The organism is Pseudomonas sp. ITEM 17296, from assembly GCF_028895205.1.
GTDB classification, from domain to species: Bacteria; Pseudomonadota; Gammaproteobacteria; order Pseudomonadales; family Pseudomonadaceae; genus Aquipseudomonas; species Aquipseudomonas kermanshahensis.
The window spans coordinates 25,526-42,092 of record NZ_WJRS01000019.1 but is presented as its reverse complement, the minus strand read 5'-3'; the positions used below and the strand labels follow the sequence as shown (position 1 = coordinate 42,092).

General features: G+C 62.2%; 15 protein-coding genes. 5 read left to right on the top strand and 10 right to left on the bottom strand.

Going from position 1 to position 16,567, the window contains the following annotated elements:
- The first annotated feature begins 9 nt into the window (after positions 1-9).
- Together GIB19_RS19585 and GIB19_RS19580 are read left to right on the top strand one after the other, a co-directional pair.
- Positions 10-582: a CsiV family protein gene (locus GIB19_RS19585; RefSeq protein ID WP_274887722.1), complete on the top strand. Its 573-nt coding sequence runs from the start codon at positions 10-12 to the stop codon at positions 580-582.
- 1 nt (position 583) lies between these two features.
- A complete protein-coding gene (locus GIB19_RS19580) occupies positions 584-3,931 on the top strand; it encodes a DEAD/DEAH box helicase (RefSeq protein WP_446731398.1) in 3,348 nt (1,115 codons plus the stop codon).
- A gap of 159 nt (positions 3,932-4,090) precedes the next feature.
- On the opposite strand, the gene nagZ is transcribed toward GIB19_RS19580, so the two are convergent.
- The 3 genes from nagZ to GIB19_RS19565 are packed head-to-tail and all read right to left on the bottom strand — an operon-like array spanning position 4,091 to position 6,387.
- On the bottom strand, positions 4,091-5,089 hold the full coding sequence (gene nagZ / locus GIB19_RS19575; RefSeq protein WP_238214689.1) for a beta-N-acetylhexosaminidase: 999 nt from the start codon (positions 5,087-5,089) through the stop codon (positions 4,091-4,093).
- Positions 5,090-5,111: 22 nt separating this feature from the next.
- Positions 5,112-5,636: a L,D-transpeptidase gene (locus GIB19_RS19570; RefSeq protein WP_027596621.1), complete on the bottom strand. Its 525-nt coding sequence runs from the start codon at positions 5,634-5,636 to the stop codon at positions 5,112-5,114.
- A 40-nt stretch (positions 5,637-5,676) separates the two neighbouring features.
- A complete protein-coding gene (locus tag GIB19_RS19565; protein WP_027596622.1) occupies positions 5,677-6,387 on the bottom strand; it encodes a TetR/AcrR family transcriptional regulator in 711 nt (236 codons plus the stop codon).
- Positions 6,388-6,593: 206 nt separating this feature from the next.
- Here GIB19_RS19565 and lexA point away from each other — a divergent pair, with 206 nt between their 5' ends.
- Both lexA and sulA read left to right on the top strand, forming a co-directional pair.
- Positions 6,594-7,202, top strand: a complete 609-nt coding sequence (gene lexA / locus GIB19_RS19560) for a transcriptional repressor LexA (RefSeq protein WP_027596623.1) — start codon at positions 6,594-6,596, stop codon at positions 7,200-7,202.
- Between the two features lie 13 nt (positions 7,203-7,215).
- Entirely contained in the window at positions 7,216-7,692 is a 477-nt protein-coding gene (gene sulA, locus GIB19_RS19555; protein ID WP_027596624.1) for an SOS-induced cell division inhibitor SulA, read from the top strand.
- A 50-nt stretch (positions 7,693-7,742) separates the two neighbouring features.
- On the opposite strand, the gene GIB19_RS19550 is transcribed toward sulA, so the two are convergent.
- The 7 genes from GIB19_RS19550 to GIB19_RS19520 all read right to left on the bottom strand — a co-directional run bounded on the left by GIB19_RS19550 (position 7,743) and on the right by GIB19_RS19520 (position 16,000).
- Positions 7,743-7,976, bottom strand: coding sequence for a hypothetical protein (locus tag GIB19_RS19550; protein WP_004376430.1), 234 nt, complete (start codon positions 7,974-7,976; stop codon positions 7,743-7,745).
- 50 nt (positions 7,977-8,026) lie between these two features.
- Positions 8,027-8,542, bottom strand: a complete 516-nt coding sequence (locus tag GIB19_RS19545; RefSeq protein ID WP_027596625.1) for a DUF6586 family protein — start codon at positions 8,540-8,542, stop codon at positions 8,027-8,029.
- A gap of 123 nt (positions 8,543-8,665) precedes the next feature.
- Positions 8,666-11,275, bottom strand: coding sequence for a type I DNA topoisomerase (gene topA, locus GIB19_RS19540; protein ID WP_027596626.1), 2,610 nt, complete (start codon positions 11,273-11,275; stop codon positions 8,666-8,668).
- A gap of 100 nt (positions 11,276-11,375) precedes the next feature.
- Positions 11,376-11,627 (bottom strand): DUF1653 domain-containing protein, encoded by a 252-nt coding sequence (locus GIB19_RS19535; RefSeq protein ID WP_027596627.1) that lies wholly within the window; start codon positions 11,625-11,627, stop codon positions 11,376-11,378.
- Between the two features lie 77 nt (positions 11,628-11,704).
- On the bottom strand, positions 11,705-12,880 hold the full coding sequence (fadA, locus tag GIB19_RS19530) for an acetyl-CoA C-acyltransferase FadA (RefSeq protein WP_027596628.1): 1,176 nt from the start codon (positions 12,878-12,880) through the stop codon (positions 11,705-11,707).
- 21 nt (positions 12,881-12,901) lie between these two features.
- A complete protein-coding gene (fadB, locus tag GIB19_RS19525) occupies positions 12,902-15,049 on the bottom strand; it encodes a fatty acid oxidation complex subunit alpha FadB (protein WP_274887716.1) in 2,148 nt (715 codons plus the stop codon).
- Between the two features lie 513 nt (positions 15,050-15,562).
- The gene (locus GIB19_RS19520; RefSeq protein ID WP_274887715.1) at positions 15,563-16,000 is read right to left on the bottom strand and encodes a hypothetical protein; all 438 of its coding nucleotides are present in this window, start codon (positions 15,998-16,000) and stop codon (positions 15,563-15,565) included.
- A 110-nt stretch (positions 16,001-16,110) separates the two neighbouring features.
- Here GIB19_RS19520 and GIB19_RS19515 point away from each other — a divergent pair, with 110 nt between their 5' ends.
- Entirely contained in the window at positions 16,111-16,551 is a 441-nt protein-coding gene (locus tag GIB19_RS19515) for a universal stress protein (RefSeq protein ID WP_099453382.1), read from the top strand.
- The last annotated feature ends 16 nt before the right edge of the window (positions 16,552-16,567 follow it).

Sequence of the window (16,567 nt, the reverse complement as noted above, 5' to 3'; positions counted from 1 at the left end):
GGAAGATCCATGCGTGCCATCCGTTGCCTGACCCTGCTGCTGGCGCTGTTCGCGCCAGCCGCCTTCGCCGAAGGCCTGTATCAGGTAGAAATGATCCTGGTGCGGCAAAACAGCGTCCCCGCCTTCACCAGCCCGTTCGCCCCCGAAGACTGGAGCGCCGGTGCGCCGCGCCTGGACAAGGCCGCCGAACGCCCACTGGGGCTGGACGATGAAACCACCCGCCTGCAAGCCACCGCCGACTACACCGTGCTGATGCACAAGGCCTGGCAGCAGCAGGTCGGCAGCGAACCCAGCCGCATCGCCCTGGGCGAGGGCGAAGAGCAGTTCGGCCACTTCCCCATCGAAGGCAACCTGAGCATCGCCGAAGGCCGCTTCATCGCGGTGGAGGCCAACTTCTGGGTCAACCAGCTCGACGGCAACGGCAGCGTGCTGCGCAGCGAGCAATTCAAGCAAAGCAACAGCAACGTCAAGGGTGGCCAATTGACCTTCCTTGATGGCGGGCACCTCGCGGCGCTGCTGAAGATCACGCCACCGGGTACACCGAAGATGCCGGTGATGGACCCGGAGTTGATGGAGCAGTGATGTGAGCGAGACCGATGCGCAGTTCTTTATCCGGGGGCTTGACACCTGGAAGTTCGCGTTTGACCGCACTACGCTGCAACGCGGCTTCGACTATGCAGAGGAAGGCAGGAGCGAAATCGTATCCATCCTGGACCTGACCATCCGCGCGCAGTGCGCAGGCTCTGGCGGCCGCGCCTATTACCAGCGCATCACGCTTGACATGACCGAGGACGGCCTTGAATGCGAGGGCACCTGCTCGTGCCCTGTCGGTAACAATTGCAAGCACTGTGCAGCGGCGCTCTATCTGCTTGAACGTGGCCCGGACTGGGTCGAAGGCACACCTGACGAACCCCTTGCCGTTACGCCCGCAGCGCAGCAGTCCCTAGAACTGCCCCCCGAACTCGCACATTGGGTCGAGGCCCTGGAAGTACCGGCAGCCCTTGCCACAGAACCCGCCAAGCGCAAAGGCCCTGCACTCTACTATGTGGTGAGCAACAACCATGGCCAGTGCATGCTCAGCGTGTTCAAAGGTACCCGGCAGCCCGATGACAGCTTGAAGCTGGGCCGGCCCAGTTCGATGCCCGAGCTGATCTACTACACACCCAAGTACGTGACCGATGAAGACTTGCGTGCGCTGCGGCTGATCGATGCCCTCAGCAAGGATTACAGCCTGCCCGTCGCACGCCTGGAAGGCAAAAAGGGCGCCGAACTCTACGAGTATGCCCTCGCCACCGGCCGCTTGCTGTATGGCCAACAGCAGAAACCCCTGGCCCAAGGCCCCGACCTGCACGCCGAATTTCGTTGGGTTCGGCTGGACAACGGCAGCTACCGCGGCGCCTGGCACCATGCTGAAAATACCCACATGCTGGCACTGCCGGTCGACCCCCTCTATTACGTCGACCCACACAGCGGGCAGACCGGCAAACTGCTGCATGACCTTGACCCGTTCATTGCCAGCCAACTGGCCAGCGCCCCGACAGTTCCCGAGCACCTGATCATCCCCCTGAGCCATCGCTTGAACGCATTGAACCGCCAGGTTCCGACCCCCACCAAGGTCCGCAGCGAGCAGATCGACACGATCGAGCCTCGCCCTCACCTGACCCTGGGCAGCCTCGAGTACAGCGCCTACATGCCCAAGACCGGCCGCATGCAGCGCCAGATGCAGCATCGCGCCGCGCTGTCGTTCGACTACGACGGCCTGCGCGCCAGCGGCAACGACGACAAGCCGTTGACCCGCCTGGTGGATGCCACCAGCCAGCGCATTCGCCGCCAGCCCAAGGCCGAACAGGCGCTGCGCAAGACGCTACGCGACCTCGGCTTCAAGGCCGCCACCCGGCAGAGCAAGGCGCTGCCCGACAGTGCGGGCGAGATGCACCAACTGCCTGATGACGAGGCCTGGCTGCACTTCGCCCGCAATGGCTTGGCACAACTGCGTGAAGCCGGCTGGGTGATCGACATCCACCGCGATTTTTCCTTCAACCTGCACGAGGTGGACGACTGGTACGCCAGCATCGACGAAGCCCCTGGGCATGAATGGTTCGATCTGGAACTGGGCATCGTGGTCGATGGCCAGCGCCACAGCCTGCTGCCGATCGTGCTGCAGTTGCTGCGCAGCAACCCGGAGCTGCTGCGCGCCAGCGAACTGGCCCGGCGCAGTGACGACGAACACTTGCTGATCGACCTTAACCGCGGCCGCCTCGACAGCCCCGCGCTGCGCGTCGCCCTGCCCTACGGCCGGATCAAGGCGGTGATGGGCACCCTTGGCGAGCTCTACCTGCATGAAGACGCCGCCGGCCCTTCACTGCGCCTGGACCGGGCCGATGCCGCGCGCCTGAACGAGCTCGATCACCTGCCGCTGCACTGGGAAGGCGGCGCGCACGTGCGCGACCTGGGCAAGCGCCTGCGTGACGCACGCGACCTGCAGGTCGAACCGCCCGCACAACTGAACGCGGCCCTGCGCCCATATCAGCAACAAGGCCTGAACTGGTTACAAGCCCTGCGCGAAATGGGCACGGGCGGCATCCTCGGCGACGACATGGGCCTGGGCAAGACGCTGCAAACCCTGGCTCACCTGTTGCTGGAGAAACAGTCCGGCCGCCTGACCACTCCCGCCCTGGCGGTGATGCCGACCAGCCTGATACCCAACTGGCTCGACGAGGCCAAACGCTTTGCCCCCGACCTGCGCGTGGTGGCACTGCAGGGCCCAGGGCGCAGCAAGCATTTCGCCACGCTGCACGACTACGACCTGGTGCTCACCACCTATGCCCTCGTGCCCCGCGACCTCGAACACTTGCGTACGCAGCACTGGCACGTGCTGGTGCTCGACGAGGCGCAGAACATCAAAAGCAGCACCAGCAAAGCCGCCCTCGCCGTCTGCGAGTTGCAGGCCGAGCAGCGCCTGTGCCTGACCGGTACGCCGATGGAAAACAACCTCGGCGAGCTGTGGTCGATCTTCCACTTCCTGATGCCGGGCTGGCTGGGCGACCTCAAGCGCTTCAACCAGGATTACCGCACCCCGATCGAACGCCGCGGCGACGCCGAACGCATGGCCCACCTGGTCAGCCGCATCCGCCCGTTCCTGCTGCGCCGCACCAAGGAACAGGTGGCCACCGAACTGCCCGCCAAGACCGAGATGGTGCACTGGGTCGAGCTCAGCGATGCCCAGCGTGATACCTACGAGGCCGTGCGGGTGGCGATGGACAAGAAAGTGCGCGACGAAATCGCCCGCAACGGCGCCTCGCGCAGCCAGATTGTCATCCTTGATGCCCTGCTCAAGTTACGCCAGGTGTGCTGCGACTTGCGCCTGGTGAAGGGCGTCGAGACCAAGGGCAACCAGGCCGATAAAGGCAAGCTCGGCGCCCTGCTGGAGATGCTCGAAGAGCTGCTCAGTGAAGGCCGGCGGGTACTGCTGTTCTCCCAGTTCACCTCGATGCTGGCACTGATCGAGCAGGAACTGCAAAAGCGCAAGGTGCGTTACAGCCTGCTGACCGGCGACACCCGCGACCGCCGCACGCCGGTGCAAGCATTCCAGCAGGGTGACAGCGAAGTGTTCCTGATCAGCCTCAAGGCGGGTGGCACCGGGTTGAACCTGACGGCTGCGGACACGGTGATCCACTTTGACCCCTGGTGGAACCCGGCCAGCGAAAACCAAGCCACCGACCGCGCCTACCGCATCGGCCAGGACAAACCGGTGTTCGTGTTCAAGCTGATTACCCGCGGCACGGTGGAAGAGAAGATTCAGCTGTTGCAGCAAGAGAAGGCGGCCCTGGCGGCAAGCCTGCTCGATGGCGGGCAGGCCGGGCAGTGGCGGCTGGGAGATGATGAGATCGAGGCGCTGTTTGCCCCCTTGCCAGGGAAGCGCGGCCGCTAAGCGCTTGTGAGCACTCTCTGTAGGAGCAGCCTTGCGCTGCGAAGAGGCCGGTGACAACACCCTTGATCTTCGCTGGTGTTACCGCCGCCTTCGCAGCACAAGGCTGCTCCTACCGGGAAGTGGGTAAATCCGGCCTACCGTCGAATACGGCCGGATCAGTCAATCGACCAACTGCGCCTCTTTCAACGCCCCCAACGCCTCCAGCCAACGCGGCTGCTGGCGATAATCGGTGCGCGCAAAGCCCTGCCCGCGCATCCGTGCAATGCGCGGCGAAGGCTTGACCTTCAGCCGCTGCGCCGCACTCAATGCCAGCTCTGCCGCCGCCCGGTCGTTGCACACCAGGCCCATGTCGCAGCCAGCACTCAAAGCTGCTTCGATGCGGTTGGCGGCATCCCCGACCACGTGCGCACCGGCCATGGACAGGTCGTCACTGAAGATCACCCCGTCAAAGCCCAGCTCACCGCGCAGGATGTCCTGCAGCCAACGCCGCGAGAAGCCGGCGGGCTGGTTGTCGACCTGCGGGTAGATCACGTGGGCCGGCATCACCGCTGCCAGCTGGCCGCTGAGCCGGGTGAAGGGCACCAGGTCCGCCTGACGCAACTGTTCAAGGCTGCGCTCGTCCGTGGGGATGGCCACGTGCGAGTCGGCCTCGGCCCAGCCGTGCCCCGGGAAGTGCTTGCCGCAGGCCGCCATGCCCGCAGCGTTCATGCCGCGAATGAAGGCCGCCGCCAGCTGCGTGGCGCGCTGTGGGTCACCCTCGAAGGCGCGGCTGCCGACCACCGCACTGCGCTGGTGGTCCAGGTCGAGCACCGGGGCGAAGCTCAGGTCCAGGCCTACCGCCAGCACCTCGGTGGCCATCAACCATCCGCACTGCTCCGCCAGGTAATCGGCGTTGTCGTTGTCGGCCAGCGCACGCATGGCCGGCAGGCGCACAAAGCCTTGGCGCAGGCGCTGCACACGCCCGCCCTCTTGGTCGACGGCCAGGATCAAGTCCGGGCGAATCGCGCGAATGGACGCGCACAGTTCGCGCACCTGGCGCGGGCTGTCGATATTGCGGGCAAAGATGATCAGGCCGGCCACTTCAGGTTGGCGCAGCAGGTGACGGTCTTCGGCGGTCAGCCATTTACCGGCGATGTCCACCATCAAGGAGCCTTGCAGGCTGACGGTCATGGGAAATCCTTCATTGAAGACTTAAAGAAGCCCACTGGGGGCAAGCCGCCTCTTCGATGCGCACCCGGCAATGGGCCGGCACGCGGTCGAACAGGCCAAGCAAATCGGTGTTGTGCAGGCGTATGCAGCCATGGGACAGCGGCACGCCCAAAGGTTCGGTCTCAGGTGTGCCATGCAAGTAGATATAGCGGCGGAACGTGTCGACGGCGCCGAGGCGGTTGACGCCCGGCTCGCAGCCGCTGAGCCAGAGTATGCGGGTGAGGACCCAGTCCCGCCCGGGAAACCGCGCCTGCAGCTCAGGCGACCAGACCTCACCGGTCCAGCGCCGGCTACGCAACACCGCATTCAGCGGCAGGCCCGCGCCAATTTTCGCCCGTACCTGATGCAGGCCACGCGGCGTGCAGCCCGATCCATTGCGCTCGCCGGCGCCGTTACGCGCCGTGGACACCGCCAGGCGCAGGCACAAGCGGCCCTGGGCGAACCCATAGAGGCATTGGTCGGCAAGGGAGATGTGCAATAGATCGAGATCGGGCATGGGCGCTAGCTTAGCCGAAGCGCCCTGCCCCGCCCAGCCTTCAGGCCTTGGCGGTGGCTGTGCTGCTGGTCTTGCTGCGCGGGCGCAGTTGGGCGGCTGCCATGGCTTCGTCGGTGACCCCGCTGTCAGCGCGCATGCCTGCTGCCAGGAACGGCACCATCAGGCGCATGACCTGTTCGATCGAGGTATTGATGCCAAAATCGGTTTCGGCGATGGCGCGCAACGCCTTGATGCCGGACATGCTGAACGCTGCTGCGCCGAGCATGAAGTGCACGCGCCAGAACAGCTCCAGCGGCGGAACCCGTGGCGCGGCTTCGTTGACCAGCAGCATGTAGCGGCGGAACACCTTGCCGTACATGTCTTCCAGGTAACGCCGCAGGTGCCCCTGGCTCTGGCTGAAAGCCAGCCCCAGCAGGCGCATGAAGATAGACAGGTCATTGTTGCTGCGCGGCTGCACGGCCAGGGCCTGCTCGACGAGCATTTCGAGCAGCTCTTCGAGGCTGGGCTTTTGCTCCGGGCGCGCCTGGCGACGCTCGAGTTCACGTTCGAGGCTGGCACAGAAAGGGCCGAGGAAACGCGAGAAGACCGCCTGGATAAGGGCCTTTTTGGAACCGAAGTGGTAGTTGACCGCCGCCAGGTTCACCCCGGCCTTGCTGGTGATCAACCGCAACGAGGTTTCAGCGAAGCCTCTTTCCGCGAACAGCTGCTCGGCAGCATCGAGAATGCGTTCAACGGTTTCCGATTGGGCCATGATTATTCCGCCAGACAAACAGGTGTTTGAAACATACGTTTCAGGCCTGCGTCTGTCAAGGCTCGGTGACTGGGCGGTCGCCATTTAAAAACGCCAATGATCGCGCTGCAAGCGCCATTCTCGCTGTTTCTTCGTACAGGGTGCTTGCAGCTCATCCAGTACTGTATATAATCCCAGTCACTGTATAAAAAGACAGAGCGCTCACCATGTTGAAACTGACGCCACGCCAAGCTGAAATTCTCGCGTTCATCAAACGTTGCCTTGAAGACAACGGCTTTCCACCGACACGCGCTGAAATCGCTCAGGAGCTGGGCTTCAAATCGCCCAACGCCGCCGAAGAGCACCTGAAGGCCCTTGCTCGCAAAGGCGCCATCGAGATGACCCCCGGCGCATCCCGCGGCATCCGTATCCCCGGGTTCGAGGCCAAGGCCGACGAAAGCGGCCTGCCGATCATCGGCCGGGTAGCAGCGGGCGCACCGATCCTCGCTGAGCAGCACATCGAGCAATCCTGCAACATCAACCCTGCCTTCTTCCACCCTCGCGCCGACTATCTGCTCCGCGTGCACGGCATGAGCATGAAGGATGTCGGCATCTTCGACGGTGACCTGCTGGCAGTGCACACCTGCCGCGAAGCCCGCAATGGCCAGATCGTCGTCGCCCGCATCGGTGACGAAGTGACCGTCAAGCGCTTCAAGCGCGAAGGCACCAAGGTCTGGCTGGTTGCCGAAAACCCCGAATTCGCCCCCATCGAAGTCGACCTGAAAGAACAGGAGCTGGTGATCGAGGGCTTGAGCGTCGGCGTCATACGCCGCTGATCCAGGAGGCGCCATGCAGCAGTTCATTCACGCACCCGAGCAAGCCCAGTTGCCATTGTTCGAAGCATTCCTTGCCCAGCCCATTCTGCCGGGCCTGAAGGCCAGCGAGCAGACGCGCAAGAGCAGCCACCCCGAGCTGTTCAGCGAGCTGTCACTGCGCGGCGCTGCCGAGCATTGCCAGAGCCTGTTGGCCCCGGTCCTGCGCGAACTGAGCGAAGAGGAAGACGCCCGCTGGCTGACCCTGATCGCCCCACCCTCGAGCCTGACCCAGGCCTGGTTGCGCGATGCCGGCCTCAACCGCGAACGCATCCTGCTGCTGCACCCTCGTGGCAATCAGAGCCCGCTGCAACTGACCTGCGAAGCGCTGCGCCTTGGCCGCAGCCACACCGTGGTCAGCTGGCTTGGCAGCGTCAATGCCAGTGCACGTCAACTGCTGCTGCGCTCAGCCAGCACCGGAAACGCACAAAGCCTGAACATCCGCCTCGGCTGATGTTCAGGCTTTGCCTGTTACTTCAAAAGCACTGATACCACGCAACGCGATCAATGCAGAACGCGAGGGCCTTCGTCGCGTTCGAGCTCGCCGTCCATCAGGCGACCTGCCATCTGCACGCCGACACTGAGCATGGCCTTGGCCACTTCTACATGCTGACCCTGCAGGAACGCCTTGGCGTCTTCCGAGAAATCCAGGGTTACCAGAGAGCCCTCATCCTCCGCACGACGCAGTTCGATCCGGCCATCAGGCAACTCGACAATTTCCAGAAAAGACGTAGACATAAAAGGCTGTTCTCCACGAAAGGCCAGCATTGTATCAGCCGCAGCGGCTATCAGCACTCACTCAACGCGTCACGGAAACGTCTCACCAAGCTTTTAAGGTTGCTGCGCCAGCTTTCCAGTTCTTCACGCGACAGCGCAGGCTGCTCGGGCTCATCGAGGTTGACGGCCTGAATCAGCGGCTGGGTGACATCGGTTTTAGGCGTTTTTTTCGCGACCGGTGGTCGGAACAAATCGGCATAAGCACTCAGCATTTGCGCCAGCCAGGTTTCGCGCTGACGGGCCAATTCCAGCAGCTCGGCCACCTCGGGGATAGCGATGCCATTCAGCGCATCGCCTTCAAGCAGTTGCTCGACACTCGACGCTGTTGGCAGGCGGTAGTAGCCACCAATTTCATGGCACAGACCCAGAAGCGCGCCGTACAAGTGGAACAGCGCCGATTCGCGTTCGGCCTGGACCAAGCCCTGAGCGTTCATGGCTTGACCCTGTTCGGCTTTGGCCATGGACTCGAGCGCGAGGCCGGCGAAGAACAGTTTCTGGTTGGTGCGGGTGTAGAGTTCCTGGGCCATCTCGAGTGACCTCCCTAAAGGCTGGTAAGCGATTAGGATCAGTTTCAGGGATGGCCTGGCTGGCCGCAAGCTGAATGTCGCATAAACAACTGGGGCCGCAAAGCGGCCCCAGTTCAACGCCAATCAGCGCTTGTCTTCAACCTTCCACGCATTGCCGTCGTAGAACGCCTTCCACCCCGTCGGCTTGCCATCGACCTCGGACTGCACGTACTGCTCCTTGGTCTTGCGGCTGTAGCGAATCACCGCTGGGCGGCCTTCCGGGTCCTTCTGCGGGGCATCGCAGAGGAAGTGGTACTTCGGATCGATCTCATGCTTGTGCGGGACGATCTCCAGCACCAGCGGCGCACGGGTCTCGCGGTTTTTCGGGAACTGGCTGGCCGCCAGGAACAACCCCGAAGCACCGTCGCGCAACACATAGGTGTCATCGACCTTCTCGCACTTCAGCTCTGGCATTTCCACCTTGTCCATCTTCGGTGGCGCCGCCTCACCGCTTTTGAGCAGCTTGCGGGTGTTCTTGCACGCAGGGTTGGTGCAACCGAAGAACTTGCCGAAACGGCCAGTCTTGAGCTGCATCTCGCTGCCACACTTGTCGCACTCCAGGCTCGGCCCTTCGTAGCCCTTGATGCGGTAGCTGCCCTCTTCGATCTCGTAGCCGGCGCAATCCGGGTTGTTACCGCAGATGTGCAGCTTGTGCTTCTCGTCCAGCAGGTAAGCGTCCATCGCCGTGGCGCAGATCGGGCAACGGTGCTTGCCCAACAGCACGCGGGATTCCGATTCACCCTCGTCATCCGCGGCAATCTCGTCACCTGGCACCAGGTTGACGGTTGCCTTGCAACGTTCCTTGGGCGGCAGGCTGTAGCCCGAGCAGCCGAGGAACACGCCGGTGGAAGCGGTGCGAATCATCATCGGGCGGCCACATTCCTTGCACGGAATGTTGGTCATGGTCGGCTGATTGGCACGCATGCCGTTTTCGGCCGACTCGGCCGTCTGCAGCTTTTTGCTGAAGTCGCCGTAGAACTCGTCGAGCACGTTCTTCCAGTCACGCTCGCCCTGGGCCACGTCGTCGAGGTTCTCTTCCATACCGGCGGTGAAGCCGTAGTCCATCAGGTTGGAGAAGCTCTCGGACAGGCGCTCGGTGACGATGTCGCCCATCTTCTCGGAATAGAAGCGGCGGTTGTGCAACGTCACATAGCCACGGTCCTGGATGGTCGAGATGATCGCCGCGTAGGTCGACGGGCGACCGATGCCGCGCTTTTCCATTTCCTTGACCAGGCTGGCTTCAGTGAAGCGCGCTGGCGGCTTGGTGAAGTGCTGGCTCGGGTCGATCTGGATCAGCTTGAGCGCTTCACCCTGGACCATTTCCGGCAGCACATCGTCTTCGCCAGGCTTGCTCTGTTGCGGCAGCACGCGGGTGTAACCGTCGAACTTGAGGATACGGCCCTTGGCACGCAGCTCGAAGTCGCCAGCCGCCACCGTGACGCTGGTGGACAGGTACTGCGCCGGCGGCATCTGGCAGGCGAGGAATTGGCGCCAGATCAGCTCGTACAGGCGCTCTGCATCGCGCTCCATGCCGCTGAGCTTGGTCGGATGGGTGTTGACGTCAGAAGGACGAATCGCTTCGTGCGCCTCCTGGGCGCCTTCCTTGCTGCCATACACCAGCGGGTTTTCCGGCAGGTACTGCTTGCCGAATTCGCGCTCGATGTAGCTGCGCGCCATGTCCAGGGCATCGGCCGACAGGTTGGTGGAGTCGGTACGCATGTAGGTGATGTAACCCGCTTCGTACAGACGCTGGGCCATCATCATGGTTTTCTTCACGCCAAAGCCCAGGCGGTTGCTCGCGGCCTGCTGCAAGGTGGACGTGATGAACGGCGCCGAAGGCTTGCTGCTGGTCGGGCGGTCTTCACGCTTGACCACGCTGTAGCTGGAAGCCTTGAGCTTCTCCAGCGCTGCCATGGCCTGTGCTTCGTTGAGTGGCTTGAAGGCCTCGCCTTTCTCGCGCGCCACTTCGAAACGCACCTTGGCGTTCTTGGCGGTGCCCAAATCGGCGTGGATCTCCCAGTACTCTTCGGGGATGAAGGCACGGATCTCGCGCTCGCGCTCGACCACCAGCTTCACCGCGACCGACTGTACACGGCCTGCAGACAGGCCACGGGCGATCTTGGCCCACAGCAGTGGCGAAACCATGTAGCCCACCACGCGATCGAGGAAGCGCCGCGCCTGCTGGGCGTTGACGCGGTCGATGTCCAGCTCGCCCGGTTGCGAGAAGGCCTCTTGAATGGCCTTCTTGGTAATTTCGTTGAACACCACGCGCTTGTAGCGGGTGTCGTCACCACCGATGGCTTCGCGCAGGTGCCATGCAATGGCCTCCCCTTCGCGGTCCAAGTCGGTTGCGAGGTAGATGGTGTCAGCATCCTTGGCCAGGCGGCGCAGCTCTTCGATCACCTTTTCCTTGCCAGGCAGGATCTCGTACTTGGCCTTCCAGCCGTGGTCAGGGTCGACACCCATGCGTGCCACCAGCTGGCGGCGTGCCTTTTCTTTCGGCGAAAGGGCCGGCGCCTCACCCGCAGCCTTACCACGCTTGGCGGCCGGCTCTTTGCTAGCGCTGGCCGAACCGCTGGTGGGGAGGTCTCGGATATGGCCGATACTCGACTTCACCACGTACTGGTTGCCCAGGTACTTGTTGATGGTCTTGGCCTTGGCCGGGGATTCCACAATGACCAGCGATTTGCCCATGGATCGGAGTATTCCTGAATCTGAAGATGAAAAACGCGTCAGGTGCCAGACGCGGCACCGCTATATATAGTGGCAAAACAGTGAGGTCAAGCGCGGTCGATCACTCGTGCGACTTGGCCAGCAGCCCAGGCAACCCTTCTTCGGCCTTGACCAAAGCAAAGCGTGGCACCTGCTCGCCGTCAACCTCGACGGACTCCTGGAACATCGAAAGAGGCCGTACCCAGAACCCGTATTCACCATACAGGCATTGGTAGAAGACCATCCACTCTTCAGTTTCGGAGTGCTGCGCAACACTGAAGACACGGTACTCAGGCCCCTTGTAGTGCCGGTACACGCCTGGCTGTATCTGCATGTCGCTCACCCTTTTTAATAAAACCTTTAAAAAACAAAACCGGGGCACAAGGCCCCGGCTGCTGTCCCGCGACGCGATCAGACGCGTTCGAAGACAGTGGTGATGCCCTGGCCGAGGCCGACGCACATGGTCGCCACCCCCAGAGTACCGCCATTCTGCTTCATGACGTTGAGCAGGGTGCCGGAAATACGTGCACCCGAGCAACCGAACGGGTGGCCCAAAGCAATGGCGCCGCCGTGCAGGTTAACCTTCTCATCCATCTTGTCGAGCACTTTCAAGTCTTTCAACACAGGCAAGGCTTGTGCGGCGAAGGCTTCGTTGAGCTCGATGAAGTCGATATCGGCCATGCTCAGGCCGGCACGCTTGAGGGCTTTCTGGGTCGATGGCACCGGGCCGTAGCCCATGATTGCCGGGTCGACACCGGCCACGGCCATGGCGCGAATCACCGCCAATGGCTGGATGCCCAAGTCCATGGCGCGCTGGCCAGACATGACGATCATGCACGAAGCACCGTCGGTGATCTGCGACGAAGTACCCGCGGTGACGGTGCCACCTTTCGGGTTGAACGCAGGCTTCAGCGACGCCAGCCCTTCGAGGGTGGTTTCCGGGCGAATGGTCTCGTCAAAATCGAAGACCTTCAGGAAGCCATTCTCGTCATAGCCCTGCATCGGGATGATCTCGTCCTTGAACTTGCCTTCGACCGTCGCCTTGTGAGCGAGCTGGTGCGAACGCAGGCCGAACAGATCCTGCTGTTCACGGCTGATACCGTGCATTTTGCCGAGCATCTCTGCAGTCAGGCCCATCATCCCGGAAGCCTTGGCAGCATGCAAGGACAGGTGCGGGTTAGGGTCGACGCCATGCATCATGCTGACGTGGCCCATGTGCTCGACGCCGCCAACCACGAATACATCGCCGTTGCCGGTCATGATCGCCTGGGCGGCGGTGTGCAGGGCACTCATCGACGAGCCGCACAGGCGGCTGACGGTCTGCGCCGCCGAGGTGTGCGGGATCGGCGTCATTAGCGACGCCATGCGGGCAATGTTCCAGCCCTGCTCGAGGGTCTGGTTGACGCAGCCCCAGATCACGTCCTCAACTTCTTTTGGGTCGACCTTGCCGTTGCGTTCCAGCAGTTTGGTGATCAGGTGCGCAGACATGTCTTCGGCGCGGGTGTTGCGGTGCATGCCACCCTTGGAGCGGCCCATTGGCGTGCGACCGAAGTCGACAATCACCACGTCTCTTGGATTCAGGCTCATATCAAATCTCTCGCTCTACGCTCAGTTGAAGAAGCGCTGGCCATTTTTGGCCATTTCGCGCAGCTTCGCGGTCGGGTGGTACAGCGGCCCCAGGTCAGCGTACTGATCGGCCAGGGCGACGAATTCGGCGACACCGATCGCGTCGATGTAGCGCAATGCACCGCCACGGAAGGGAGGGAAACCAATGCCGTAGACCAGGCCCATGTCGGCTTCGGCGGCAGTTTCGACGATGCCGTCTTCCAGGCAGCGCACGGTCTCCAGGCACAGCGGGACCATCATCCAGTTGATGATGTCTTCGTCAGTGACTTCACGCTGCTCGAACACGATCGGCTTGAGCACGTCGAGCACGGCGGCGTCGAACACCTTCTTCGGCTTGCCACGTTTGTCGGTCTCGTAGGCGTAGAAGCCCTTGCCGTTCTTCTGGCCCAGGCGGTTGGCCTCGTACAGGGCGTCTACCGCCGAGCGGCGCTCGTCCTTCATGCGGTCCGGGAAGCCTTCGGCCATGACGTCGCGGCCATGGTGGCCGGTGTCGATGCCGACCACGTCCATCAGGTAGGCAGGGCCCATGGGCCAGCCGAACTTCTCCATGACCTTGTCGATGCGCACGAAGTCGACGCCAGCGCTGACCAGCTTGGCGAAACCGCCGAAGTACGGGAACAGCACGCGGTTGACCAGGAAGCCCGGGCAGTCGTTGACCACGATTGGGTTCTTGCCCATTTTCTTGGCATACGCCACGGTGGTGGCGACCGCCACTTCACTGGACTTCTCGCCGCGAATGACTTCGACTAGCGGCATCATGTGCACCGGGTTGAAGAAGTGCATGCCGACGAAGTTTTCTGGGCGCTTGAGCGCTTTGGCCAGCAGGTTGATGGAGATGGTCGAGGTGTTGGAGGCGAGGATGGCATCCTCTTTCACCTGGCCTTCGACTTCTGCCAACACGGCTTGCTTGACCTTCGGGTTCTCGACCACGGCCTCGACGACGATGTCGACGTGGGCGAAATCGCCGTAGGACAGGGTCGGGCGGATGGCGTTGAGCGCTTCAGCCATCTTGGCGGGGGTCAGGCGGCCTTTCTCGACGCGATTGCCCAGCAGCTTGGAAGCTTCGTTAAGGCCCAGCTGAATGGCGTCTTCGCGGATGTCCTTCATCAGGATCGGCGTACCTTTGACCGCCGACTGGTAGGCGATGCCGCCACCCATGATGCCGGCGCCGAGCACGGCAGCCTGCTTCACGTCACGGGCGATCTCGTCATGGGCCTTGGCCTTGCGCTTGAGCTCCTGGTCGTTCAGGAACAGGCCGATCAGGCTCTCGGCAACCGACGTCTTGGCCAGCTTGGCAAAGCCTGCGGCTTCGATTTCCAGGGCCTTGTCACGGCCGAAGTTGGCGGCCTTCTGAATGGTCTTGATGGCTTCGACCGGCGCTGGGTAATTCGGCCCAGCCTGGCCTGCGACAAAGCCTTTGGCTGTCTCGAACGCCATCATCTGCTCGATGGCATTGAGCTTGAGCTTTTCCAGTTTCGGCTGGCGCTTGGCCTTGTAGTCCAGCTCGCCGCTGATGGCGCGCTTGATCAGGTCCAGGGCACCGGCTTGCAGCAGCTCAGGGGCGACCACGGCGTCGACGGCACCGACCTTGAGGGCGTCTTCGGCACGGTTTTCCTTGCCAGCGGCAATCCACTCGACCGCGTTGTCCGAACCGATCAGTCGCGGCAGGCGCACGGTACCGCCGAAGCCTGGGTAGATGCCCAGTTTGACTTCAGGCAGGCCAATCTTGGCAGTGCTGGCCATGACCCGGTAATCGGCCGCCAGGCACATTTCCAGGCCACCGCCCAGGGCGATGCCATTGATGGCGGCAACGGTCGGCACTTCGAGGTCTTCGAAGGCATTGAAGATGCGGTTGGCTTCCAGGCTGCCGGCTACCAGCTCGGCCTCGGGCAGCTTGAAGTTGTCGACGAACTCGGTGATGTCGGCGCCGACGATGAACACGTCCTTGCCGCTGCTGACGATTACGCCCTTGACCGAAGCGTCGGCCTTGATGGCATCGACCGCTTCGCGAAGCTCGTTCAGGGTCAGGCGATTGAATTTGTTGACGGACTCACCCTTGAGATCGAACTTGAGTTCGACGATGCCACTTTCAAGAGCCTTAACCGTGATGGCTTTACCTTCGTAAATCATCAACTGATCTCCACGATATGGAAGCTAACTGTACACGCCGGTCGCTGCTGCATCAGGCAGGCCATGCCGCCCTGCCCCAGGCACACCCGTCAGCGCGCTAGTCGGGACTATGAACGAGCCGTGTGACATACAAACGCTCAATTCATACGCCCGTTTGATTTGGGTGTGCACACATTCTCCGAAAAGATCAGCGTTGTCAAATGCTCACGCACTGAGTGAAAACACGACTTTCCGGTCATTTTGTAGGGTCTGGGTACAAAGCATGACGTCAGTGATCGCTGCACATTCATGTCAGCAATTGACCATGGGAAAACAGGCACGTGCCTGCCAAGGGAAGATTTTTCAGCAGATTGCTGGCAGCCGGCTACACTGCCAATGGCTTCAAGCATTCCCGGCCTGCCTGGCCTTTTCTGCGCAGCAGAACGCAAAGCGGCGACTTGGCACCCCACCCCTTCAGGGGCTCTGCCAAGCCGCCGCTTTGTCGTTTAACGCCGCTTTTTAATTGCCGAGGGGTCAGGCGAGGGTTTCGAGGACGTGCGCAATATCCTGCAATACAGATTTATCGCCCCGCTCGGTCCAGTACAAAGCGATCATGCGGGGGTCGGCTTCAACCTTGTAGACACTGGCCGGCAAGCGCGTAAAAGCCTCGGCAAGGCGTGGGTCCTCACACGGCTCGCGCCATTGGTTCCACCACACGCCTGGCGTGACCTGCCAGAAGCAGAAGCTGTCCTCGCGCCCCTTGCGCCGCCCACGGTGGTACTGCGGGCAGGGGCTTGGCGGCTCCTTTTCCAGCCAGTGCGGCCACTGCTGAGGCGCCAGCTGCATGGCCAGGCCCATGCGACGCGCTTCCAGGCGCAGGTTCATCTGCTCGCCCTGCTTGCGCGACGTGCGCAACCAGGAAAGCGGGCTGAGAATCAGCGCAAGGATTGACACCACCAGCAATACCGTCATATCAGTAGACCCCATAAAGCGTTGCAAATGAGCTGGTTAGCCATTTTTCACGGAAGACCCGCCCGAAAGCGACCATACTTCTTCTATCGCGATTGTCAGGAGTACCGCTCATGCAATACGAACATTTGTTGGTCGCCGTCGACCTGACCGAAGAATGCGACCCGGTGATCAAGCGCGCTATGAAGCTCGCGGAACCCTCAGGCGCCAAGGTCTCGCTGGTGCACATCGTCGAACCCATGGCCATGGCATTTGGCGGCGACGTGCCCATGGACCTGTCGCAGCTGCAACAGCAGCAGTTCGACCAGGCCAAGGAGCGCATGGAGCGCTTGTTCAACAAATACCCGGACATCAACCGCGGCGATTCCCACCTGACCTACGGCCAGCCACGCCAGGAAATCCACCAACTGGCCAAGGACCAGAAGTGCGACCTGATCGTGGTCGGCAGCCATGGCCGACATGGCCTGGCTTTGCTGCTCGGCTCCACTGCCAACGACGTGCTGCATGGCGCGCCATGCGACGTGCTGGCGGTGCGGCTACAGAAGAAGGAATGATTTGACCTGTACCGGC